The organism is Leptolyngbya sp. BC1307 (genome assembly GCF_002286735.1).
GTDB lineage: Bacteria > Cyanobacteriota > Cyanobacteriia > Phormidesmidales > Phormidesmidaceae > Phormidesmis.
In genome coordinates this window covers 1-22,788 of record NZ_NRTA01000011.1, presented here as the reverse complement: position 1 = coordinate 22,788, position 22,788 = coordinate 1, and the positions used below count along the sequence as shown (strand labels likewise).

20 protein-coding genes, 1 tRNA gene and 1 riboswitch are annotated in these 22,788 nt (G+C 52.5%); of the genes, 10 read left to right on the top strand and 11 right to left on the bottom strand.

Features of this window, described 5'->3' with window-relative positions:
- Positions 1–9: 9 nt before the first annotated feature.
- From CKL79_RS08540 to recJ, 5 genes are all read right to left on the bottom strand, one after another.
- Entirely contained in the window at positions 10–813 is an 804-nt protein-coding gene (locus tag CKL79_RS08540) for a RodZ domain-containing protein (RefSeq protein WP_121969164.1), read from the bottom strand.
- A 74-nt stretch (positions 814–887) separates the two neighbouring features.
- The gene (locus tag CKL79_RS08535; protein ID WP_121969242.1) at positions 888–1,649 is read right to left on the bottom strand and encodes a pseudouridine synthase; all 762 of its coding nucleotides are present in this window, start codon (positions 1,647–1,649) and stop codon (positions 888–890) included.
- 290 nt (positions 1,650–1,939) lie between these two features.
- Positions 1,940–3,265, bottom strand: coding sequence for an ATP-binding protein (locus tag CKL79_RS08530; RefSeq protein WP_240518749.1), 1,326 nt, complete (start codon positions 3,263–3,265; stop codon positions 1,940–1,942).
- Positions 3,266–3,397: 132 nt separating this feature from the next.
- Positions 3,398–3,574, bottom strand: a complete 177-nt coding sequence (locus tag CKL79_RS08525) for a DUF4278 domain-containing protein (RefSeq protein WP_121969162.1) — start codon at positions 3,572–3,574, stop codon at positions 3,398–3,400.
- A 35-nt stretch (positions 3,575–3,609) separates the two neighbouring features.
- Positions 3,610–3,744: riboswitch (Glutamine riboswitch) on the bottom strand.
- A gap of 81 nt (positions 3,745–3,825) precedes the next feature.
- On the bottom strand, positions 3,826–6,246 hold the full coding sequence (gene recJ / locus CKL79_RS08520) for a single-stranded-DNA-specific exonuclease RecJ (RefSeq protein ID WP_121969161.1): 2,421 nt from the start codon (positions 6,244–6,246) through the stop codon (positions 3,826–3,828).
- 105 nt (positions 6,247–6,351) lie between these two features.
- Between recJ and CKL79_RS08515 the strand changes: the two genes are divergently transcribed.
- From CKL79_RS08515 to CKL79_RS08500, 4 genes are all read left to right on the top strand, one after another.
- Positions 6,352–7,518 (top strand): AI-2E family transporter, encoded by a 1,167-nt coding sequence (locus CKL79_RS08515; protein WP_121969160.1) that lies wholly within the window; start codon positions 6,352–6,354, stop codon positions 7,516–7,518.
- 109 nt (positions 7,519–7,627) lie between these two features.
- Entirely contained in the window at positions 7,628–8,485 is an 858-nt protein-coding gene (locus CKL79_RS08510; protein WP_121969159.1) for an EamA family transporter, read from the top strand.
- 146 nt (positions 8,486–8,631) lie between these two features.
- Entirely contained in the window at positions 8,632–9,315 is a 684-nt protein-coding gene (locus tag CKL79_RS08505) for a Crp/Fnr family transcriptional regulator (protein WP_121969241.1), read from the top strand.
- A 129-nt stretch (positions 9,316–9,444) separates the two neighbouring features.
- Complete coding sequence (locus CKL79_RS08500) at positions 9,445–9,924, top strand: TerB family tellurite resistance protein (protein WP_121969158.1); 480 nt, start codon at positions 9,445–9,447, stop codon at positions 9,922–9,924.
- A gap of 33 nt (positions 9,925–9,957) precedes the next feature.
- Here CKL79_RS08500 and nadA read toward each other — a convergent pair whose 3' ends face one another.
- Both nadA and CKL79_RS08490 read right to left on the bottom strand, forming a co-directional pair.
- Positions 9,958–10,926 carry a quinolinate synthase NadA gene (gene nadA, locus CKL79_RS08495; RefSeq protein WP_121969157.1) on the bottom strand — a complete coding sequence of 323 codons (969 nt, stop codon included), beginning with the start codon at positions 10,924–10,926 and terminating at the stop codon, positions 9,958–9,960.
- An 85-nt stretch (positions 10,927–11,011) separates the two neighbouring features.
- Positions 11,012–11,791 carry a haloacid dehalogenase gene (locus CKL79_RS08490; RefSeq protein WP_121969156.1) on the bottom strand — a complete coding sequence of 260 codons (780 nt, stop codon included), beginning with the start codon at positions 11,789–11,791 and terminating at the stop codon, positions 11,012–11,014.
- A 133-nt stretch (positions 11,792–11,924) separates the two neighbouring features.
- On the opposite strand from CKL79_RS08490, the gene CKL79_RS08485 reads away from it, so the two are divergent.
- From CKL79_RS08485 to CKL79_RS08475, 3 genes are all read left to right on the top strand, one after another.
- Positions 11,925–12,848 (top strand): TIGR04168 family protein, encoded by a 924-nt coding sequence (locus CKL79_RS08485; protein ID WP_205879040.1) that lies wholly within the window; start codon positions 11,925–11,927, stop codon positions 12,846–12,848.
- Between the two features lie 72 nt (positions 12,849–12,920).
- A tRNA-Ser gene (locus tag CKL79_RS08480) sits at positions 12,921–13,005 on the top strand.
- A gap of 161 nt (positions 13,006–13,166) precedes the next feature.
- Positions 13,167–13,901, top strand: coding sequence for a 2-phosphosulfolactate phosphatase family protein (locus CKL79_RS08475; RefSeq protein ID WP_121969155.1), 735 nt, complete (start codon positions 13,167–13,169; stop codon positions 13,899–13,901).
- A 19-nt stretch (positions 13,902–13,920) separates the two neighbouring features.
- Here CKL79_RS08475 and CKL79_RS08470 read toward each other — a convergent pair whose 3' ends face one another.
- Positions 13,921–14,895, bottom strand: a complete 975-nt coding sequence (locus CKL79_RS08470; protein ID WP_170944004.1) for a Gfo/Idh/MocA family oxidoreductase — start codon at positions 14,893–14,895, stop codon at positions 13,921–13,923.
- Positions 14,896–15,432: 537 nt separating this feature from the next.
- On the opposite strand from CKL79_RS08470, the gene CKL79_RS08465 reads away from it, so the two are divergent.
- Entirely contained in the window at positions 15,433–15,732 is a 300-nt protein-coding gene (locus tag CKL79_RS08465; protein ID WP_121969153.1) for a ferredoxin, read from the top strand.
- A 405-nt stretch (positions 15,733–16,137) separates the two neighbouring features.
- Positions 16,138–17,316 (top strand): NDP-sugar synthase, encoded by a 1,179-nt coding sequence (locus CKL79_RS08460; protein ID WP_121969152.1) that lies wholly within the window; start codon positions 16,138–16,140, stop codon positions 17,314–17,316.
- An 89-nt stretch (positions 17,317–17,405) separates the two neighbouring features.
- Here CKL79_RS08460 and CKL79_RS08455 read toward each other — a convergent pair whose 3' ends face one another.
- From CKL79_RS08455 to CKL79_RS08445, 3 genes are all read right to left on the bottom strand, one after another.
- Entirely contained in the window at positions 17,406–17,756 is a 351-nt protein-coding gene (locus CKL79_RS08455) for a DUF1257 domain-containing protein (protein WP_121969151.1), read from the bottom strand.
- A gap of 145 nt (positions 17,757–17,901) precedes the next feature.
- The gene (locus CKL79_RS08450) at positions 17,902–19,413 is read right to left on the bottom strand and encodes an AAA family ATPase (RefSeq protein WP_121969150.1); all 1,512 of its coding nucleotides are present in this window, start codon (positions 19,411–19,413) and stop codon (positions 17,902–17,904) included.
- 160 nt (positions 19,414–19,573) lie between these two features.
- Complete coding sequence (locus CKL79_RS08445; RefSeq protein ID WP_121969149.1) at positions 19,574–19,945, bottom strand: hypothetical protein; 372 nt, start codon at positions 19,943–19,945, stop codon at positions 19,574–19,576.
- 412 nt (positions 19,946–20,357) lie between these two features.
- Between CKL79_RS08445 and recQ the strand changes: the two genes are divergently transcribed.
- Positions 20,358–22,601, top strand: a complete 2,244-nt coding sequence (gene recQ / locus CKL79_RS08440; protein WP_121969148.1) for a DNA helicase RecQ — start codon at positions 20,358–20,360, stop codon at positions 22,599–22,601.
- The last annotated feature ends 187 nt before the right edge of the window (positions 22,602–22,788 follow it).

Genomic DNA, 22,788 nt, shown 5'->3' with positions numbered 1-22,788 from the left:
ACAGTTCGTCTACTGCGATGACATCAGGCTGACCGCTGGGCCAAAGGTGCGCTCTTCAGGCATTCCCAACTCGCCCATTGGTTCAGCTTCAGACTGGTTGTAAGAGTAAAGCACACCGCCCGCGTTCCCGACCCGCACCGTAATTGACTGATCCGCCACCCAGGTGCGCGTTTCTCCCTGCTCCAAAATCGCCTCAAACTCAGTAGAGCCATCGGCCACTACCCGTACCCAAGACTGTTCGGTCAGCACCAGGTCAACTTCAACCGGGCGGGCTTGAGCCTTGGGTTTGTCCTCAACAGGAGCCTCAGGCTCCGACTTAACCTGCTGAGTCTCTTTCGGCATCAGTTGCTCAATCGCTTCAGGATCTAAAATAGGCTGGGCCGTCATATCAGGCGCAGTCCGCTGCAACAGGGCAGAGAGAGCGCCAATCGCTCCCATAATCAGCAGTACGTAGGCCCCGTAAAGATGGAGCGGACGTAGCTGCGCCGCCGGCGAATCCTTCCAAGAGGCTCTGGGCGCTTGCACCACCGGACGGGTAAAAAACTGACTTGCCAGCGCCTCACCATCTAGCCCTAGCGCATTGCCATATCGACATAGTAGAGCCTGCACATAAATGGGCTCAGGCAGCTCGGCCAAATCACCTTCCTCTAGGGCAGACAGCAGCATCTGACGAATCAGGGTGCGCTCTTCAATGACCCCTAGCGACAGCCCCCCCTGTAGACGGGCCTGCTTGAGCAAGCTGCCCAGCGAGTAAAGCTGCTCTTGCTGTAGCTGCTGAGCAGTGGGTTTTTTAGTACGAGCTTTCTGCTTCATGATAGGAGGCGAGATATTAAGGCCGGAGAAATGGGTTCTTTGAGTGATATCCAGGGGTGACAAGCTTCGCGGACCTAAAGATTGACAGCCGGAACAGGTGGGCCGGTTTTTAAAGCGGTCTGTTTGAGGTGAGCGACCTCACTATCCTCTAGCGAACGATAGCGACCATTAAGCAAGTTTCCTAGCTTCAGGGAGCCAATTTGGGTTCTGTGTAGAGCAGTAACCGGGTAGCCCAGGGCTTCAGCTACTCGGCGAATTTGCCGGTTGCGTCCTTCTGTCAACGTTACTCTCAAGAGGGTTTGACTGTCTGCTAAGCGTTTGACAATTTGCACATCAGCTGGCAGCGTACGGCGGCCTGATAGCATTACTCCAGTGCGCCACCGCTGAAGGGCAGCAGCAGAGGGTATCCCCTGCACTCGCACCTGATAGTTTTTGGGCAGCTGATGTCGGGGGTGCGTAAGTCCATACGTTAGCTGACCGTCGTTCGTAAGTAAGAGCGCTCCCGTCGAGTCGGCATCCAGGCGGCCTACCGGATGAATACCTGATCTAGTCTGTAACGATTCGTCCAACAGGTCTAGAACGGTTTTCCGTCCCTGCGGATCTTTGCAGGTAGAAACGACTCCTTTAGGCTTGTGCAGCAAAAAGTAAACGCCTTGAGGCGGCCTGCCAATTTCTACGCCATCCACACAGACCCGATCAGTACTCACATCTGCCTGCTGCCCGATCTCAGCCGTCTTGCCGTTGACGGTCACCCGACCGCCTAAAATTAGCTTTTCGGCCTGGCGACGGGAAGCGATGCCTCGCTGAGATAGCAGCTTTTGCAGCCTTTCGGTCATAGGGACAGAAGCTTTCGCTACGCTGTAAGAGGTCACGCGGTCAAGGGAGGGCTGATAGAACGGCTGTCCGAACAGCCACCTTCAGCAACGGGGCAATCTACAAATCTTTACTTATTCAACCAGGTATCTCCGGACATACACAAGGGATAGCCCTGCAGAATGAACAATATTTTAATAGATTATAGTTAAGCGTGCGGCTGTACTTATACGCTTGTGCGCCGCTCCATCCGCCATATACGGCGGTTCTAGCGATCGCTGGCGTAGTCAGCAAAGTGGCCAACGCCATATCATTATATTAGACGCTTACCGGGTAGCCATAGCTGCAGCCAGGCACCGCCGGTCTCGGGGTCATTTTTAGCCTCCACCCAACCCTGATGAGACTCTACAATCTGACGCACAATGGCTAGCCCTAGCCCGGTACCGCTGCTAGAGAGTTTAGCTATCTCGGGGCTATCTGTGGCGGTGGCGGCCCCCTCAAAGCTTTCTTTGCGGCTGCGCGCCGGATCTGCCCGGTAGAATCTGTCAAAGACATGGGGCAGATCTTTCTCAGCTAGCCCTTCGCCTGCGTCAATCACTTCGATCAAGATATAAGCATCGTCAGGGTCCATGGGTTGAGGAACCGCCGGCACGCTCAAGCGTACCTGAATCGGATGGTTGGGCGGACTGTACTTCACAGCGTTGCTCAGCAGATTGTAAAACACCCGGTGCATCAGGCTGGCGTTGACGTTGGCCATGAGTTCTGGCGGGCCTTGATAGTCAAGATCAAGCTGTTTGAGTTTAGCGAGGGGCTCTATGCCCTGCCAGGCGGCATGAATCGACGCGACCAAATCGATAGCGGCTTCATCTTCTAAGCGAGCCTGATGCTGCTCTAAGTTGCTCATATTAAGCACATCATCTACCAACCGGCTCAGGCGGATCACTTCTTTGAGCAGGCGCTCTACCCAGCTGAGCAGTTCTGGGCTGACTCGCGATTCCAGGGTTTCAGCGACTAGCCGAATGGAAGTCAGCGGCGTTTTTAGCTCATGGGCAACGTCGGAAATCCAGCGATCGCGCTGCTGCGCCAGACTCACTGCTTCTTGTTTATTCTCTAAAAAGACACCGACGTGACCGTTGCTGAGGGGTAATCCGTAGCCTTGCAGCGGATAGGCAGGCCGTTCTAAATAGTTGAAGGGATCGGTAGAAATCGAGTTAAATGTCCAGCTGGCTTCACAGACTGCTTGAGTCTGACGAGTGCGCTCGACTAGCTGATCGAGTTCATAAGAGCGCACAATGGCCAGCAGCAGCCGAGGCTGAGCATAGTCGCTCTGCTCAATATCTAAAAACTCCTGAGCCCGCTGGTTGCACCAGAGCAAGCGATTCTCTTCATCAACTTGCAAATAGCCCACCGGGGCCTGTTTGATCAGCTGACGGAATTCTTGCAGCTGTTCGGTCAGGGTTTTAATTTGGGCTTGCTGTTCGGCGATCGCACTGGCAAGCTGAGCGCCATACCCCAAGGTTGACAGCGGCTGGCGGTCTTCCAGCCGGTACAATAGTCTTCTGAGCTTGGCATCATAGCGCCGCCGATGGATGCCGAGTATTACTAACCCAATCACCAGCCCTGCGATGAATCCTAGCATCAGCTCTGCGCTTCCCTATGGTGGCTACCGCTATGATACAGCAACAAAAAAGGACGCATCCTGCCAGGAGAACGCGCCCCCATCAGGGCTATTGAATTAAAGCCATTAAACTAGCCGTCAGCACTTAAAGCTCTAGTGAACAATTGCGCCGCGATACTTCAAAACGTCGCTGGACTGCCGAGCAGGGGCATTAACCGCACGGTGCATGTGATAGGTAGCGCCGCGATAGTGGCCAACTTCCTGAATTTCAGTGACTTCAACGGCGGGCTTTGAAGTGTTGTATTTAACGCCGCGATATGAGAGTTGCATGGATTCGCCTCCAAAAAGGGTTTGTAGAGTGAAGAGGCGCGTTCCTTCAGAGTGGGTAGACCTAATACTAGCTGTTAGCCGGGCTATGCACCCTTACTTCCGTCTTTTGCAGAGGTTGCAGCGGTCAGTGAATGTCAATACGGCTGCTTCTCCTAATAAAGATGAACGCTTTTGTTTCTGTATCTAATGATACCGTTATTTTTCCCAAATTGTCAATCTGTTCAGATAATCTATTTCGAAAGGATGAGCGTCTAACGCGGTTGGGCAGATGAGTGCAGAGCTTCAGCGCTAATAGCCGCTTGCAGCGTAGAAACAGGCACCTGATAAAAGTACTGGCGGCGGAAATGCTCTTCTTGTACAGCGGACAGAAAGTGGCTGAGCGCTTCGGCTCTGATGAGATCGTCGGTCTGATTGATTGCGGGCTCGTAGCGCAGGCGAATGTCTATTGCCGACGTTTCTACGGTGAATCCGGCTTTTGCTAGCGCGGTTAGTCCTAGCTGAAGGGTGCGATCGCTCACCTCTAATTTTTCTGCTAGTCGCTCTGCGGTCACGACAATCTGCGCCCGGCTGATGTACTTCGCTAGCCCGAGCAAGGTTTTCCACTTATGGATAGGATCAACCGCTGCGGGCGGGGCAAAAGCGAGGACCAAGGGCTGATTGCGCTGGCTCGCCTGATGCTGCCATAGCTGTAGCGCTTGCCATTGAGTCGGGCATTTTTTCAGTACCAGATCGGTTTCTGAAGTATCTTCTCTAACAGCCGGTTTGATATCTTCTGGGACAGAATTAGTCAGGCGGCGATCCAGCAGCCAGTTGTCTACTGTTGGGGTTAGCGGCGTGTCAATGGCTACTGCCGGGCGAATGTCGATTAGCCGCACTAGCAGACGGGTCTCAGCGTCCTGACCTTTGGCATATTTGTCTTTTGAGTACTTGCTATAGTCCAGCTCAGCTATCACATCCCAGCGACCCGGCGGCAGGTCTTCTTTATAGTGACCCCACCAGATGCCGGGGAATTGTCTTGTGCGATCGCTGCTAATACTCTGGTCACAAAGCCGAAAGCTGGTCTGAATATATTTGATCTTGCGGTCATTGCGGTCGGTTAAGTTTTTGTGCCGCGCCCCTTCAAACCAGCAGTCTTTGATCAGCAGCTTGGGTGCCGGATTGCCCATACCACAAGGCTCTAGCAAATTAAGCTGATTGAAGAGGTCTCGGCCCAAGTCAGCGACCGTTACAACCAAGTCAGCCGTTATTCTGGGTTGATTGGGCTGCCCGCCCAGCTTTTGGCGATACTGCTGATTAATTGCCGCTGTAAACATGGGCAAATCTGCGGCAGGCAAGCTCAGCCCAGCAGCAAACGGATGCCCGCCAAAGCCAGTGAGCAAATGCGATTGAGAGTTGACCAGGTCGTACAGGTCAATCTGGTTGACCGAGCGGGCCGACCCCCGAGCCAGTGTCCCTTCAGTCCCCGGCGCATCTAGCGTCAGCAAAATAGTGGGCCTGCCATACTGCTGCGCCACCTGCCCGGCAACTAGCCCTAATACGCCGACTGGCCACTGCGGATCGCACAGCACAATTACGCCCGTCGTGGAGAGATCCCGGTTCTCTAGCTGATCTATCGCCTGCTGAAAAACGGTATTTTGCAGAGCCTTACGCCGGGCGTTGGCATCTTCTGCTTTTTCGGCTAGCACTCGGCAGCGCTCAGAATCATCGCTAGTCAATAGCTCTACGCAAAAGCTGGCCTCGCCATAGATGCGGCTGACGGCATTAATCCGAGGGCCGATGCCAAAAGAGATGTCGGTAGGGCGATCGCCTGCCCGCCGACACAATTCCAACAATTTTGCCACGCCTGGCCGGGTCGGGCGATCGCTCTTGAGCTGCTTTTGCAACTGTTCGATGCCAATTTGCGCCAGATAGCGACAGTCCCCCGTCAGCTCTACTAGATCAGCAATCAAACCAATTGCCACCAGGTCAACCAGTTCGCTCAGCGGTCGGGTCGGCACGTCTGGCAGTCGTTCATAGAGCGCCTCGATTAATTTATAAGCAACCGCCACCCCCGACAGATGTGCCATCGGGTGGCCGGCTGGCAAAGCCCGAGGATTCACAATCGCGACGACCGCCGGGCGCTGAGTAGGCAGCGTATGGTGATCTGTCACAATCACCTCCATGCCTAACCGCTGGGCATGGTCAATCTCTTGCGGATTGGTACTGCCCGTATCGCAAGTGACAATTAGCTGCACGCCCTGGTCAGCTAGCTGCTCAAGGCCGGTCATCGCAAGACCATGCGACTCTTTTAGGCGGTTGGGAATGAAGTAAGTGAGCTGGTCTGGGCCGCTGAAGAACTGTCGCAGTCCGTCCCACAGCACCGCTGTAGAGGTGATTCCATCGGCGTCGAAGTCTCCCCAAATGGCGACCTTTTCAGTGCGATCGCGTGCCGCCATCAGCCGCTCTACCGCCCATACCATCTCCTCACCGAAATCAAACGGACTAGCTGGTTCATAATCTGCCGCATGAATAAATCCCCGCAGCGCCTCAGCCGATCTCAGCCCCCGATCCCACAGCAGCTGCGCCCCCCACTGAGGACGGGACAGTCCTGTAATCTGCTCGACAGCGTTCACCCATTCATCAGGCGGAGAGGACGCAGGCGCGATTTGCCAGTCTGCTTCGACAGCAGCCATAGGTAACCCTCATTGGCTCAGAGATTTCTAAGCTAGCACTTCGCATTAGCCTATTGACTGACTGACCTCAGATACAATAGGCTCAACTCGAAAGGGAAAGGTCTCATGAAGCTAGGCGATTGGGTTAGCCTACTGTGCTTAGTAGCTGCTGGCTATATTCTTTGGTCAATTCGGCCGCTGCTGGTGCTGGCTTTTGCAGCAGTGGTCATTGCCGTAGCGCTCAATAGCCTCACCCGCCAGATCCGCCGGTTCAATGTGCCCCGCCGATTTGCCATTCCAATGGCGATTCTGCTCTCGGTGGCAGTGGCAGCCCTATTCGTTTTGGGCATCGTTCCCCCATTCATCGATCAGTTCAAGCTGCTGATTGACCTGCTGATTCGCTTCTCTCAGACCTTGCCTGATCGCCTTACGCAGTTGCAGGCAAACCTACCTGAGCGCACTCGTCTGCCCGAAGTGAGCGAGTTCGTTGCTTGGCTCACTTCTCCAGACTCCGCCGTTCTCGATGTCTTTGGCAACTTCTTCTCTTTCTTTAATTCTTCCCTACAGGTCGTTATTCAAACCCTGTTTGTCACTGTGCTAGCCATCATGATGCTGGCTAACCCTGCAGCTTATATAGACGGGGTGCTGCTGCTGTTCCCCTCATTTTATCGGCAGCGCGCTCGGGAGATCTTTAGCAAATGCGAAGTCGCTTTAGGCAACTGGCTAGGCGGCATCATTATCAGCTCAATCTTTATCTTCTTTGTCAGCTTTATAGGGCTGCTGATACTGGGGATCGATCTGGCCTTCGCGCATGCGCTGCTGGCTGGCATTCTCAACTTTATTCCTAACTTAGGGCCAACGCTGAGCATGGTCTTCCCGGTAGTTGTTGCCCTGCTGTCAGAGGATCCCTGGAAGGCGATCGCCGTCATCGTCCTCTACATCATCATTCAACAGATCGAAGCTTACTGGCTCACCCCCGCGATCATGGCCCATCAGGTATCCCTACTTCCCGCTTTCACGCTGATTGCCCAAATCTTCTTTGCGGGCATCTTCGGCTTTTTGGGCCTACTGCTAGCACTGCCCCTCACCGTCGTTGCCAAAACCTGGCTTCAAGAGCTGCTGATTAAAGATGTTCTCAACACCTGGCAACGCCCTGCTAACAGTCACCGCCAGCCAGCCAGTTTAGCGTTAGACGCGGCGGCGGCTGTCCCCCCTCCTGCTGCCGTCACGCCTACCGAATCGCCAGCGCCACCGACTGCGCCGTCTGTGCCACCCACGAGAATTGAGGACTAGCCCGCTGCTTCGATGCCGTCTCACTTGCAGGCGATCGCTCACTCCCGATCCATCAGCGTGAGCTAGCAGCAGCAGTTGCTATACTGCACAGTTAACCTGCCTTCATTTTATGAATATCTCGATTAAGAAACCCTCCCCGGTGGGGTTGGTGCTGCTCGCGATTGTCTCTGTGCAGTTTGGCTCCGCCCTGGCCAAATCTCTCTTTGGCGAACTCGGTATGTGGGGCGTGGTCTCTCTCAGGGTCAGTTTCTCTACTGTCGTTCTCTTTGCGCTATGGCGGCTAAAGTGGCACAGCCAAATTCGCCAAAACTTCGGGATGATTGTCGTCTTCGGCGTCGTCTTTGCCGCGATGAACTCCTTCTTTTACGCAGCGATTGATCGCATTCCGCTAGGGATTGCTATCTCATTGGAGTTTTCCGGGCCGCTAGGGCTAGCCATTCTTAAGTCTCAGCGCTGGCTAGACGGGCTATGGGTGCTCCTAGCGGGCGCTGGCATCTTGCTGCTAACGCCCCTGAGCGGCTCTACGGTAGACGGCTGGGGCATTATTTTAGCGCTAGCGGCTGGCTTCTTTTGGGCGCTGTATATCTTACTGTCAGCCCAAGTCGGCCAACGGTTGCCCGGTATTGAAGGGTTGGCTTGGGCACTGGCTGTCAGCTCTGTTTTACTGCTGCCGATTGGCATCGCTACGGCTGGCAGCGCCTTGCTCGATCCTAAACTGCTGGCGATGGGGGCTGGCGTAGCACTGCTATCAACAACGGTACCCTATTCGTTTGAGATGATGGCGCTGCGATCGCTGCCTGTGAAAGTCTTTGGCATCATGCTCAGCCTGGAACCAATGGCCGGGGTGCTGGCGGGCTTTTTGGTACTCGGTGAAATGCTGTCGGTGCGATCGCTCAGCGCTTGCCTACTGGTCTCCATCGCCGCTGCTGGAGCCGCCAGGTTTAGAAGTGACCTGCCCGCAGCGTGAAACGCCCCCTCGACTACAGCTCTTTTAAGCCGACTGGGTAACCTAAAGGGCAATTCAACCCCTTTTCGCGCCGCGTTTTTCCCAGCCTTCTACCCACCCGCTTCTCAGCAGTTTGTGCTATGACCTTGACTGCCCTGTCACTCCCGATGCCCGCTGAGGCATTTAGCGAGCTTTTCCCACTCTTTAAAGCCGCTAACCTAGAAACGCTGAACAGTTTGCACCAGGGGTCTACCTTTAACGAGTGTCCGGCGGGGCGCACGGTCTTGATGGAAGACTCTTGGGGCAACGCAATCTACTTCATTGCCTCAGGCTGGGTCAAAGTGCGCTGTCAGTCTGGCGATGGCTACGCCACCCTCGCGATTTTGGGCAAAGGCGAATACTTTGGTGAAATGGCCGTACTTAACGAAGCGCCGCGCTCTACCGATGTGGCCGCCCTTTCGCGAGTAGAGCTAGTGAGCATTCCTGCTCAGCTCTTTATTCAGACGCTATTTAAAGACCCGCAGCTACATCACCGCATGTTACAGCTGATGGTGCAGCGGCTCAGGCAAACCCAAACTCGCTTTCAGCTACGCCACAAAGCGCCTGGGATCAAAATGGTTTACACCCTGGTCAATCTGGCCGACGCTTACGGAGAGCAGCGGGGCAGCGTCATTGAAATCTTCAATATTCCAGAAAGCGATCTGGCGGCGATCGCTGACATCAAAATTACCGAAGTGCCTAAAATCCTAGACAAGTTAATCACCCGCCGCTGGATACAAATCAATACGACCAGAGACACCATCAGCCTATTAGACATCAAAAGCCTGCGTCACCTGTTGAAATTAGGTTGATATATCTTAATGGCGCATCTTTAACTTTTGTAGGGCAGTTTACCGATTTCTCCAAACGGCTCCTTAAAGTATAGAGAAGCCTTTACCTGGCCCCACATTGAGGCCCCACATTGAGGGGAGAGATCGTAAATGAACATCCAGCCACCGCCCATATCACCCCGGCAAATGAATCTGCTGCGGGTTGTGCTCTCTATGGCCTGGGCCGATGCTACCTTAGAGCACAAAGAGGTAGCGACTATGCTCAGCCGCTTCAGCCAGCTCTTTGCCACCGATCCCCAGCAGCAGCAGCAACTTCAGCAACAGCTACAAGAATATTTTGTGCAAGATGTGCCGCTTGAAGAGGCCGTTAAAAAGCTCACGACCGACGCTGAAAAAGAGGTAGTTCTACGGCTCTCTTACGAGGTGATCAACGCCAGCGCTCGCACTCCCGACGAAGCGCTCGTCAACCAGGCCGAAAGCGAAGCCTACCAAAATCTCGTTAGCCTGCTAAATCTACCCCCGTCTGTGGTCAGCCGCGCCGAAGAAGAAGCCACAGCCTCTTTTAATCCAGGCAATCAGAACGTCATCGACCTGCTCGCCTACAAGCTCCGTGAGCATCTCACCTCGTAAGAAAGGCTCAGCAGTATGAGGGCTCATAGCAGTCTACCGGGCGCTCATCTCCAGCATTCGCTGAATAGGCGCTAGCGCATCTGCCTGAATTTCTTGAGGAATAGTGATCTCAGGTGTTTTATGCTTCATGGCCAGGTATAGCTTTTCCAGCGTGTTTAGTCGCATGTAGGGGCATTCGTTGCAGTTGCAGTTAGCTTCTGGCGGGGCTGGAATGAAGTGCTTCTTAGGTACCTGCTTCTCCATTTGGTGAATGATGCCGGGCTCTGTAGCCACGATGAAGCGATCGCCCTCACTCACCTCTACATGCTTCAACAGCGCCGTGGTTGATCCAATAAAGTCAGCATGGCGCAGCACCGCCGCCTCACATTCCGGATGCGCGATAATTTCCGCATCAGGGTGCTCCATTTTTAGCTGCAGTATTTTCTTTTCAGAAAAGGTCTCATGCACGATGCAGCTGCCCTGCCACAGCACCATCTCTCGCCCGGTTTGCTCCATCACATAGCGGCCTAGGTTGCGGTCTGGCGCAAAGATAATTTTTTGGTCACTGGGCAACTGGTTGACCAGCTTGACCGCATTTGAGCTGGTGCAAATGATATCGCTCATCGCCTTAATTTCGGCGGTGCAGTTGATGTAAGACATCACTAAGTGATCAGGGTGAGCTGCCTTAAAGCGGGCAAATTCATCTGGCGGACAGCTATCAGCCAGCGAACAGCCTGCTTCTAAATCAGGCAGGAGCACTAGCTTATCTGGATTCAGAATTTTGGCGGTTTCTGCCATAAAGTGAACCCCAGCAAACACAATGACGTCGGCTTCTGTACTGGCAGCCTGTTGCGACAGCCCTAGAGAATCACCAATATAGTCAGCGATATCTTGAATGTCTGGCTCCTGGTAGTAATGAGCTAGGACGACTGCATTCAGGTCTTTTTTGAGCTGTTCAATGGCCGCAAAAAGATCTCCAGGTAACGCCGTCTTTGAGGTAGGAGCGCTAACAGTAGCAAACAAGGGCTTTCCTCTCTAAATGTTTTGAATTACCAATTGCTGAGCTTTAATTATAGTCATTTCTACCAAAAATGCCATCTCAGATGCGCTATTGCAGCAGCGGTTGCACCGCCGAGATCCAACCGCTGGGTGAAGGATCGCTGACTACCGTACCGGTCCAGACCATCGAATCGTGACACTCAGCCAGCGCTGTTAACGCTTCAGCCTGATTGCTGATACCCAATACCTTCAAAGTTTTGCCTGGTGGCAACTGGCTCTGATAAGCCGCTATCACCTGAGCTGCCGCTGAACCCAGTCCCGCTCCGGCACCCAGCAGCTCAGAAAAACGACTTTCTTCGGGCGATCGCACAATCACTCTAAACCCGATTTCTTGCGCGGATTGAAGAATGACATCTGCCGCTACTGCCTGCGGGGTCATAAACGGCTCGCTAAATTCTCGGGCCTTGGCTTGGTGAGCAGCCTCCTTGGAAAGTCCCGCCGCTCGCTGCAATTGCTCTACGGTAAAGTCACCAAACCCTTTGAGCGGATGAGCAATCATATTCGCCATCACCCGCAGCCCTGCCCGCGCCTGCACATACGGGCAGCCCAACGCCTGCACGTAGTAATCTCCCTCTCGCTCCCCCGGTGCCAGCTCAAAAGGGTTATGGTTCACAGGGGTAAAAATGCCGCTGCCGCTTTCGGTAATAAAAGGATCTACCCAGTCTAGCTGCTGGCGAATTGGCTCTAGCTCAGCGCGATCGCGCTCTGTAAACGCAATTACAGGCACACCTTTAGTCCGCAGTTGAGCCAGCACGGGCCGCAGCTGCGCGCAATCCACCACCGAAAGCGACATCCCCTCTAAAGCAGTCAAAATAATTTGCTCGGTCATAGTCTCCAGTCCGAATTCATAACAGTGACTTCTTAAACATTAAAACGCTTTGCCCAGCAGAGACTGCCGGCTCCCGCCTATGCATACCCCCGCATGAGCACGGTGATCTATTACGATCTAGAAAGTGCCAACCATGGTCTCTAGTCCTCCAGAGGTATCGCAGCCTGTGCATCAGTCAAGGGTCAAAATAGCCGTCATTGGAGATGTCCACGACCTATGGGAGCTTGAAGATAATGCTGCGCTTGAGCGGCTGGGCGTCGATCTGGCCCTGTTTGTGGGTGACTATGGGAACGAAGCCGTTGAGGTTGTCAGGCGAATCGCAGCGGTAGATTTGCCCAAAGCCGCCATGATGGGTAACCACGACGCCTACTACTCAGCTAGCAATAAAGGCATCAAAAATTGCCCCTACGACCGCGAAAAAGAAGACTGGGTGCAGCTGCAAATGGATCTTTTGGGCGAAGCTCATATCGGCTTTAGCAAACGCGAATTCCCTCAGTTTGGGCTAACGGTAGTCGGCGGCAGACCGTTTAGCTGGGGCGGCTCTAAATGGCGCTATCGTAAGTTTTATCGCGATCGCTTCGATGTCAGAAATTTCGGCGAATCGCTCGATCTCATCCTGGCTGCTGCCGACGAGGCCGAACAAGGCACGCTGATTTTCTTAGGTCACGTTGGCCCCTATGGCTTAGGCGCACAGCCTGCCGACCCCTGCGGCAAAGATTGGGGCGGTAGCGGCGGCGACTATGGCGATCCTGATTTTGCTGAGGCGATCGCCCTGACTCAGCAGTCAGGCAAATGCGTACCCCTAGTGACCTTCGGCCACATGCACCACCAGCTTAAAAACGATCCCCATCAGCTGCGCAAACGGGTGGCCATCGATCAAGGGGGCACTATCTACTTCAACGCAGCCAACGTTCCTCGCATCGAAAAAACAGCCGCTGGCAGTCAGCGCAGCTTCTCAGTGGTCACGCTCAACCAGGGCAATGTCGAATCGATTGCGCTGGTCTGGATCAACGCCGCCTTTGAGCAGATCTCTGAAGAAATTCTTTACGCTAGCTAGACGCTGCCTGACGAATCAAGCTACTATAGCCAAGCCTATTGAGTATGAGTTAGCGCTGCTCAGTATTTGCCTGGAGAGGTGGCAGAGTGGTCGAATGCGCTCGACTTGAAATCGAGTGTACCGAAAGGTACCGTGGGTTCGAATCCCACCCTCTCCGTTGAAAAGTCTAGCCATACAGGCAGTGCCGCATCACCGCCTATCAGTTTCTCAGTGGCTACTTCTCAATGGCTACAATTGTTGAGACAGGCTCACAGTCTGCAGCCTTGACTCCGTAGAATGAGAAACTGAATACGCAATCAAACACGGGCAAGAACTCCAGTGAAAATATCTGTCTATCACACGCCTGAGGAAGTCCCGACAGGTAGCTTGCCCGACTGTGCGATCGCCATTGATGTACTGCGAGCCACCACCACCATGGCAGCAGCTTTCAACGCTGGGGCCGAAGCTATCCAGGTATTTAGTGACCTCGACGAGCTGATCAGCGTCAGCACTCAATGGCCCGACCACAGCCGAATTCGGGCGGGCGAGCGCGGCGGGCAACAGGTAAACGGGTTTGATTTGGGCAATTCACCTCTAGACCATTCTCCGGCGCGCACTCAGGGAAAGCGCCTGTTCATGAGTACGACTAACGGCACTCGCTGTTTGCAGCGGATTCAGGCAGCGCCGCTCGTCCTGACCGCAGCGCTTACGACCCGGCAGGCCATTGTGAACTATTTGCTAGCTCATCAGCCTAAGAGCGTCTGGCTCGTCGGCTCAGGCTGGGAAGGCGAATATTCGCTAGAAGATACGGTCTGTGCTGGCGCGATTATCCAAGGAGCGATCGCCAAAACCCACCTCAGCTACCTGGAGATCGCCGGCAACGACGCGGCCATTGCCGCTGGCAGTCTCTACCTACAGTGGCAGGCACAGCTCCCCGAGCTGCTGCATCACGCTAGCCACGGTCAGCGCCTGCTGCGCAAAGACAATACCGCTGACATTGACTACTGCGCCCAAATAGACATTCTAGATATCGTCCCCATTCAGCAGAGTCCAGGCGTTTTAGTTTGGAAATAACAGTTCACTGCCGATTTTTCTAGCCTAAAGTAACGGTCTTCCCATTCGCAGAAGCTCGCCTGAGCGCATCCCCTACCGATAGCGCGTATACACTCTCAGCCGCACTCACGTATAGCGGTTTGCCCTCGCTCAGATAGTCCAGCACCCCTTCTGTATCTTTGACAAACAGACCTCGACGCGGCGTCACCGCAATCGGCGCTGTGCCCTCGGCTGTCGTCAACTTTCCTTCATCCCGGTTAAAGACTAAAGCGCCTGAGCTACCCTGCACCTCTATCTCGCGGCGATAGACCCACAGGTTTTCACCCTTGCCATAAGTCAATTCCGCGACAACGCCACTTTGAAACTGCAGGCGAGCCGAGCTTAAAATGCTCTCAAAGTAAGTCGGATCAGCCTGACTATCTGTCGTTTGCGTACAGCAAGTCACAGCCTCTACAGGGCCGAATAAGTTAGTTAACCGGTGCACCCTCGAAAGCGCCCCACAGAAAGGAAAGCCAAAGAGATCAGAGCGGTAAGTCCACTTCATTGGGGCAGGATGCTGCGGATTCAGCGTGCGATAGCTGACGTAGCTAAGCGTACCGACTTTGGGCAGGTGTGCTTGCACAGCCCTGTGCAGCCCGCCCAGCAGTTCAATATGCTCGACGTGCAATAGCAAGTTCCGCTCAGCTGCTAACTTGACCAGTCGCTCAGCCTGCGCCAAGTCTAAAGACAGCGGATACTCGACGACGACGTGCTTACCGGCAGTCAAGGCCGCTTCTACGACCTCACCATGCAGACTGCTGACAGTCGCCACCACTACCAGATCTAGACTGTCATCAGCCACTAGCTGCTGCCAGCCCTCAACGACTTTCAAGTCGTGGCTTTCTGCAAAGGTGGCTGCGCTCTCAAAATGATGTCCGGCAACGCTTAAGAGCTGCGATCGCGGGTCGGCTCTGAAGGCTTTAGCCCTCGCACCAGCAGCATATCCCGTTCCGACTAATCCAACTCGAATCGTCATAAATTCAGCAGAGTTACTGTTCGAGCAGGGGGGTTTCCGAGCGATCGCCAGAAGCGATTCACTTCCTAATTGTTGCACAAACCTATTGACAAAAGCAGCCCATTGAGCCATTTTGAGATTGTATTGAAAACCACTATCTTTAGTTAGAAAGTATTTTCAATAAGGGCAGATTTCTATCACTATCTCCACCTTTATAGACTCATAAACTCTGCTTATAAGAAAGAGAATTACTGATAAAATAAAGGCCGTTTAGTTTCATTCGACCTGCAGAGCGATAAGCCTGTATTCCTTGTTTTTAGATGGTTCTGGGCTGTTCAGACGATTTTTTAGTGTCCTTAATCATAAGTAAATCAGGGAATACCTGCAACTTTAGATTACGAATACCATTCAACAATCTCACAAAGCGCAGTCACAGCTCAGTGGTTTTCTCGTAGTATCAAAATAATGCTTCTGTCAAAGTTTATCTGGCTAGCAACGCTGGCAAGATATCTGACCATCGGCAGCAGCAATTCTTGATCCAACCAAGAGGATATACGCATGGCTAGCTACAAGGTGACGTTGGTTAACGAAACCGAAAATTTAAACACCACTATCGAAGTGGCTGACGACGAGTACATTTTGGACGCGGCCGAAGAGCAGGGCATTGACCTGCCCTATTCCTGTCGCGCGGGGGCCTGCTCTACTTGTGCGGGTAAACTCACAAGCGGTACAGTCGACCAGTCCGATCAGTCTTTTCTAGATGACGATCAAATTGAAGCAGGATATGTGCTTACCTGCGTGGCTTACCCCACTTCTGATTGCAGCGTTACAACTCATCAAGAAGAAGAGCTTTACTAAGCAATTTCTTCATCCCTATCGAGTTTGAGCCCCAGGTTTTTGAAAAGCCTGGGGCTTTTTCTGAATGCAGCCAACCTGACGCCAGCGAAGATTCGAGAGACGACCGCCTAAAAAGCCGTCAAACTAACTGTGAAATAAACCTATAAGGGAGTCATGAAGTCTCGAATCCAACCAGGGCATATTGATATCAACCTTGCTAGCATGAGCACTAGCCCGCTGTGACGGCATCCTGCAATGCGTCGGGCTGTCAGTTCTGCCTCATAGCTACGCTATCGAGAGCATTGCGTCTTAAGATGTTGCGAAAAGCAAGGGAGGAGCCTCATTCCAAACAGCCTTCGGTCTGTGAGGCACTCCCGCTCAGTCACACTGTCATTTCTACAAGTCTATGCGTGAGGAATCTCTAAAATGAAAGCCATGATTTTGGCCGCCGGGAAAGGCACTCGGGTGCGCCCCATCACCTACACCATTCCCAAGCCGATGATCCCTATTATGCAAAAGCCCGTTATGGAGTTTTTGCTAGAACTACTGCGTCAGCACGGGTTCACCCAGATCATGGCTAATGTCAGTCACCTCGCCAACGAAATTGAAGGCTATTTTCGAGACGGACAGCGCTTTGGCGTAGAGCTTGGCTACTCCTTTGAGGGGCGTATTACCGATGGCCAGCTAGTAGGTGAGGCAATCGGCTCAGCCGGTGGCATGCGTAAAATTCAAGACTTCTCACCTTTCTTTGATGACACTTTCATCGTGCTGTGCGGCGATGCCCTGATCGATCTAGATCTCACTGAAGCCGTTCGCCAGCATCGCGAGAAAAAATCAATCGCCACCGTCGTGATGAAACAGGTACCCCTAAAGCAGGTGCCTAGCTATGGCGTCGTTGTCACCGACGACACTGGGCGGATTAAGTCTTTTCAGGAAAAGCCAACGGTCGAAGAAGCGCTCAGTACCGATATCAACACCGGCATCTATATCTTTGAGCCGGAGATATTTAACTATATTCCCTCCGGGCAGGAGTTTGATATTGGCGGCGACCTTTTTCCTAAGCTAGTCGCTGCCAATGCGCCTTTCTACGGCATCCGCATGGATTTTGAGTGGGTTGATATTGGTAAGGTGCCTGACTATTGGCAGGCTATTCAAGATGTTCTCACTGGGCAGGTGAAGGGTGTCAATGTTCCTGGCAATGAGGTTAGACCAGGGGTATTTGCTGGGCTTAATGTCAAAGCCAACTGGGACAAAATTGAGATTGAGGGCCCTGTTTACGTCGGTGGCATGACCCATATCGAAGATGGTGCCAAAATCGTCGGCCCCAGTATGATCGGCCCTAACTGCCTTATCTCTAGCGGGACTATCATTGACAAAAGCGTTATTTTTGAATACTCTCGCATCGGTCAGGGCGTTCGCCTTGTCGACAAGCTCGTATTCGGTCGTTACTGCGTCGATAAAACGGGCGCTTCTATCGATGTGCGAGCTGCTGCCTTAGACTGGCTCATCACCGATACTCGTCAGTCGATTATTGCAGAGCCACCCATTGAGCACCGGGCGATCGCCGAGCTACTCAACCAAACTATCGCTAACTCACCTAGCTAAGCGATAACGCTGTCACAAAAAAATGGGCTGACCACAGTGGTCAGCCCATCGCAGTTATGGGAACGGCGTTACAAAAACAACTCGCCAGATTACTGAAGAACGAGCCTTACGTTTGCGTTCTGCAAACCAGGGCGCTTCACCTCAGCGAGGGTTTTGTTAACCGCATACTTCTGGTTAATGGAGTTGATTAGCTCAGTCTGGTTGTGCTTCTTGGCAACACCCCAGAGATCGGCAATCAAATCAAAAGAACCGTCAGCATTGCGAGACCAGCCGATATCGTAATCGCCTTCTAGCACGGCTACAATGTCAGCGCGAACGCTCTGACCGTTGTAACCACGGATGCTAGCCTCAGTCTTCACGCTCGCTCCTAGGTCACGTAGCGAAGACTTTAGAATTTCAGCATCGGTGATCTTAGTGCGCAGAGTACTAAAGTGAGACATGTTGAGTTTCCTCCTGCAGAGAAATTGAGAGACAACGAGGTTAGAAATCGAAACCAGTCAGCTATCAAATGGGATAGAACCTGACCTTTTTTGAGTAGCTAGCTGCGTGCAGCTAGCCCTTCTTCCTGTGGGAGCAGAAAGACTGTTAGAACTCCATCCGTTGGTATTCCGCAACCGATGAAGCCGCTGGACGGGCGCGCTGACGAGCCCAATCACGCAGAGCCGTTACTTGTTCACTCATAGTCTTCGACAGCGGCATCGTAGCGCGAATCGCCGCAATGATATCGAGTTGAGTAAACTCTCGGCCCTGGGCAAATGCCTCGTACATGGCTGAGATTAATCCTTGCTCAATCTCAGCACCCGAAAACCCTTCACAAACTTTACTGAGCTGGTCAAAGTCAAACCGCTCTATGTCTGAACGACGCTTGCCCAAGTGAATTTTGAAGATCTCTTTCCTCTCCTCTTCATTAGGCAAATCTACAAAAAAGATTTCGTCGAAACGTCCCTTTCGCAAAAACTCACTTGGCAGACGCTCAACCCGGTTTGCCGTAGCAATCACGAACACAGGAGAGGTTTTTTCCTGCATCCAGGTCAGAAAGCTGCCAAAAATTCGGCTAGAAGTACCGCCGTCTGAATCTGCCGAACCAGCGCTACCGGCAAAGGCTTTGTCAATCTCATCGATAAACAACACAGCCGGTGAGATGGATTCTGCCGTTCTCAGCGCATTGCGCAGATTAGCCTCAGAACGACCCACCATAGAGCCATCGTAGACGCGGCCCATGTCTAAACGCAGTAGCGGCAGACCCCACAGACGAGCAGTCGTCTTAGCAATCAGAGATTTACCGCAGCCGGGCACTCCCAAAATCAGCATTCCCTTTGGCTGTGGCAACCCATACTCTCTAGCTCTCTCAGTGAAAGCGTTAGAGCGCTGCTTTAGCCAGTGTTTTAGCTCCTCTAAGCCACCGACTGAGTCGATGGTTTCATCCTCTTCAATATAATCTAAAATTCCGTTGCGGCGAATTAGCTGCTTCTTCTCAGAAAGAACAATGTCAACTTCGCCCTCTGTTAGCTGACCAGCCATTACCCGAGACTTGCGAAAGACTTTTTCAGCCTCGTCACGGGTCAGTCCCAAGGCGGCTTTGAGTAGCTTCTCCCGACCTTCCGTAGTAATGCTTGTAGTGCGAGATTTTTCCAACTCAGCTGAGAGTACCTGGTTGAGTTCAGACATATTAGGCAACCTAAAGTCTAAAACAACAACTTCCTTCTCTAGCTCAATCGGGATTTCCTGTACCGGAGACATGAGAACAATGGTCTTTTGAGTACCGCGAAAGCCTTCTATGGCATCTCGTAAGCTTCGAGTCACCTCGGGGCTATCTTTGAAAGGATGCAAATCCTTGAACACAAAGATGCTGGGCTCTTTCTGTCGCATGGTCCAGTTAATTGCCGCTTGAGGAGAGACCGTATTATTTTGCTGACCTGCCCCTCCCTCCTGGCCATACTCGACCATGCCGTGAGTCATTGTCCAGGTATACATCCGCCGCTGTGGCCGCTGCTGCGCAAGGGCAGCAATTGTCCGCTCTGCTCTTTCCTCTTCAAAGGTGACCAGATAGATCAGCGGATATTGAGCTTGAATTAATACGCTTAGCTCTTCTCTCATAGCGATCGCCCCCAAATAAGACGACTTGACATCTATCTAAAACAGAAATAACAGATTAAAACAAAAACAACAACTATTCCGTAGCGGGGCTAACAATATAAACGCTATATGTTTAGGTGAGCTACAGATAGAAATCATCCATCGCTAGCAAAGCTAAGACTTAGCAGGTTATCAGCTCCCCTTCATCGAGGCTACGCTCCCCCTCGTCAGCGTTCCGAGAATCCGGATTTAGCTCGGCCATACGCTCTAGCCCGAGCAGATTCTCGACCTGCCGCTCAGCATGATTACCGATCAGGGCTAAGCCATCCTCTCTCACTGTCACAGCAGCGGAGCATTCCGGACAGGTATGGATGCGATGCGTCTGACCATGAGCCTTGTCAGAATTCTCAATCAACTCTGCATGTCCCAAGTAAAACTCCATCGCTCGCTGAGCCATAGATGACATGGTTTCGCCATCAACTGCTGAGCGAATCTTGAACTGCCGGTGCAGGTCATCTGAAATATATAGCGTAACCTTTTGCTTAGCTGGCATATCGGATTTGAATAATGTGACCCAGATATGTTTGTTAGCTTAACGAGCCCGCCCAAGGCTGTCAAGACTCTATGCCAGCTTGACGTCATTATGTTTACATAAGTTAATAATTCATCTCCCAGCCCTTCAGGTGTAGGAACTGAGTTGAAACCAGATTTATCGAGGCTAACGACAAAACTAGAAAACTTCAAGGATTCACACGACTTATTTTTAAGGCAAGTGAATAGGGCTGTCATCAGACCTGATCCTTAACTATGCTGTACTCAGGTTACATATAGCGTTACCCGGATGCATTCGGGTAACGTGAGTCACTTGGCCTGTTGTGATGCAAAGGTTTTGCCTGCATTGCTGTATTTAAGCCAAGTGACCAACGCTATAGCCTAATCGTCTCTCTGCCTCCCATCTGCACTGCATGAGTATTCCAGCCCAATCCCTTCATTCAGCTTCACTCGAAAGCGCTCTCAAACACTTCTTTGGTCATGAGTGCTTTCGCTTCGAACAGCGCCCGATCATTGAGCGAGTGCTGAAAAATAAAGATGTCCTGGTAGTGATGCCAACGGGCGGCGGGAAATCGCTTTGCTATCAGCTGCCTGCCTTACTGAGAGCCGGTGTGACTATCGTGGTTTCACCGCTGATTGCGCTCATGCAAGATCAGGTCACCGCCCTCAAAGACAACGGCGTTAATGCCACCTTCTTGAATAGTACTCTGGCAATAGATGAAGCGCGATCGCGTCAGAGCGCTCTACTGGCGGGCGATATCAAGCTCCTCTACGTCGCGCCCGAAAGGCTCTTCACCCCATCTTTTCTAGATTTCTTAGGGCAGCTGGGTCAAAAAGTCGGCATCAGCACCTTCGCTATCGACGAAGCCCACTGCGTCTCAGAGTGGGGACACGATTTCCGCCCTGATTATCGCCAGCTTTTTCAGCTAAAGCAACGTTATCCGCAAATACCGATCATCGCGCTCACCGCGACGGCGACTCAGAGAGTTCGTACAGACATCGTGCAGCAGCTTCGCCTTGCTGACCCCGAAGTCTATGTCTCCAGCTTCAACCGCCAAAATCTCTACTACGAAGTCAGCCAAAAGTCTAAACAGCCTTACGCTCAGCTACTTCAAACTATCAAACAGCATCAGGACACAGAAGGATCAGGGATCATCTATTGTCTCAGCCGCAAGCGAGTTAACGAAGTTGCCGCCCAGCTGCAGCAAGACGGTATTGTCGCCTTGCCCTACCACGCCGGACTTAGCGCTGAAGAGCGAGAAGCCAATCAAACCAAGTTCATTCGCGACGACATTCAGATTATCGTTGCCACCATTGCTTTTGGCATGGGCATCAACAAGCCCGACGTTCGCTTTGTCATCCACTACGATTTGCCTCGCAACCTTGAAAGCTACTACCAAGAAGCAGGCCGTGCCGGGCGCGACGGTGAGGCAGCCAGATGCACTATCTTTTTTAGCTGGGGAGATGTTCACACCGTTAAATACCTGATCAGTCAAAAAACCGATCCCGATGAGCAACGAATTGCCCAGCAGCAGCTCAGCCAAATCATTAACTACAGCGAGAGCTCAGTCTGCCGTCGCAAAATCCAGCTGGGCTACTTTGGTGAACCGTTTGAAGCCCCCTGCGATAACTGCGATAACTGCCTGAACCCAGCCCCCATTGAAAATTGGACGGTTGAGGCTCAAAAGTTCCTCTCCTGCATCTACCGCTGCGGCCAGCGCTTCGGAATGAACCATGTGATCGATGTCCTAAGAGGATCTCGCAAAAAGCGCATCCTTGAGCTGAGCCATGACCAACTTTCTACATACGGTATTGGAGCAGATCGCAGCGCTGATGAATGGCGGCTACTCTGCCGCGCGTTAATTCACCAGGGCTACTTAGACGAAACGACTGATGGCTATTCCGTTCTCAAACTCAACGCAGATAGCAATCGCGTTTTAAAGAAACAGGTATCTGTCGAAATACCAGTGTCGCAGCGAGTGACAGCGCTAGATATAGCGGAGCCGACTGCTTCGACCCGAAAAGCAGCTAGCGTAGAACTTACTCCAACAGACAGCTCACTCATGAGTCAGCTGAGATCTCTACGCAAAAAACTCGCTGACGAGCAGTCTGTACCGCCCTATATTGTCTTCTCTGATGCCAGCCTGCGGCAAATGGCCCAAAACAAACCACAGACACTGGCCGCATTCTCAAAGATTTCTGGCGTTGGCAACCGCAAACTGACCCAGTACGGGGAAGAGTTTACCCAAACCATCCATCAGTTCTGTCAAGCCAATGGCTTAGAGGTAGAGGCTGCTGAAGAAGCGATCGCACCTATACCTAAACCCACCATAGAGACAGAAATCACCGCCACTCAGCTAACCACTTACGAACTCTATCAAAGTGGCCTCTCTCTTCCAGAGATCGCGCTTAAGCGCAACGTCCGGCTCAGCACCATCAACGGACATATGGCTAAGCTGATCGAGACAGGATATCAGGTGGCTCTCGATAAATTAGTTTCTGTAGAGAGGCAGTCTGTGATCAATCGGGCGATCGCAGAAGTAGGCCCCCACTCGCTGCGCAACATCCGTGAAGCGGTAGGAGAAACTTACGATTACCAGGAAATTACTTTAGTGCGGGCTGCTTGGGAGGCAAAGCACAGTGAGCCGCCAAAATAATAGGTATCAACCAATCTCACAGGCTCTCACCTTTAAAAAACAAAGACCCCTCTGCTGTTCAGCAGAGGGGTCTTTGCCTTAAGAAATAGAACCTGGCATCGAGCTATTTTGACGAGGGGCAACCCCCTCACTATCTTCGCCGCTGCAATGTTTCACAATCGAGTTCGGGATGGAGTCGAAGTGGGTC

What these genes read in the sequence shown, in the direction of transcription:
- CKL79_RS08535 (WP_121969242.1), bottom strand. Translation starts at nt 1,649, where the DNA reads ATGACCGAAAGGCTGCAAAAGCTGCTATCTCAGCGAGGCATCGCTTCC.
- CKL79_RS08470 (WP_170944004.1), bottom strand. Translation starts at nt 14,895, where the DNA reads ATGACGATTCGAGTTGGATTAGTCGGAACGGGATATGCTGCTGGTGCG.
- recQ (WP_121969148.1), top strand. Translation starts at nt 20,358, where the DNA reads ATGAGTATTCCAGCCCAATCCCTTCATTCAGCTTCACTCGAAAGCGCT.
- CKL79_RS08540 (WP_121969164.1), bottom strand. Translation starts at nt 813, where the DNA reads ATGAAGCAGAAAGCTCGTACTAAAAAACCCACTGCTCAGCAGCTACAG.
- CKL79_RS08450 (WP_121969150.1), bottom strand. Translation starts at nt 19,413, where the DNA reads ATGAGAGAAGAGCTAAGCGTATTAATTCAAGCTCAATATCCGCTGATC.
- CKL79_RS08455 (WP_121969151.1), bottom strand. Translation starts at nt 17,756, where the DNA reads ATGTCTCACTTTAGTACTCTGCGCACTAAGATCACCGATGCTGAAATT.
- CKL79_RS08510 (WP_121969159.1), top strand. Translation starts at nt 7,628, where the DNA reads ATGAATATCTCGATTAAGAAACCCTCCCCGGTGGGGTTGGTGCTGCTC.
- CKL79_RS08515 (WP_121969160.1), top strand. Translation starts at nt 6,352, where the DNA reads ATGAAGCTAGGCGATTGGGTTAGCCTACTGTGCTTAGTAGCTGCTGGC.
- recJ (WP_121969161.1), bottom strand. Translation starts at nt 6,246, where the DNA reads ATGGCTGCTGTCGAAGCAGACTGGCAAATCGCGCCTGCGTCCTCTCCG.
- CKL79_RS08465 (WP_121969153.1), top strand. Translation starts at nt 15,433, where the DNA reads ATGGCTAGCTACAAGGTGACGTTGGTTAACGAAACCGAAAATTTAAAC.
- CKL79_RS08445 (WP_121969149.1), bottom strand. Translation starts at nt 19,945, where the DNA reads ATGCCAGCTAAGCAAAAGGTTACGCTATATATTTCAGATGACCTGCAC.
- CKL79_RS08485 (WP_205879040.1), top strand. Translation starts at nt 11,925, where the DNA reads ATGGTCTCTAGTCCTCCAGAGGTATCGCAGCCTGTGCATCAGTCAAGG.
- CKL79_RS08530 (WP_240518749.1), bottom strand. Translation starts at nt 3,265, where the DNA reads ATGCTAGGATTCATCGCAGGGCTGGTGATTGGGTTAGTAATACTCGGC.
- CKL79_RS08460 (WP_121969152.1), top strand. Translation starts at nt 16,138, where the DNA reads ATGAAAGCCATGATTTTGGCCGCCGGGAAAGGCACTCGGGTGCGCCCC.
- CKL79_RS08490 (WP_121969156.1), bottom strand. Translation starts at nt 11,791, where the DNA reads ATGACCGAGCAAATTATTTTGACTGCTTTAGAGGGGATGTCGCTTTCG.
- CKL79_RS08505 (WP_121969241.1), top strand. Translation starts at nt 8,632, where the DNA reads ATGCCCGCTGAGGCATTTAGCGAGCTTTTCCCACTCTTTAAAGCCGCT.
- CKL79_RS08525 (WP_121969162.1), bottom strand. Translation starts at nt 3,574, where the DNA reads ATGCAACTCTCATATCGCGGCGTTAAATACAACACTTCAAAGCCCGCC.
- CKL79_RS08500 (WP_121969158.1), top strand. Translation starts at nt 9,445, where the DNA reads ATGAACATCCAGCCACCGCCCATATCACCCCGGCAAATGAATCTGCTG.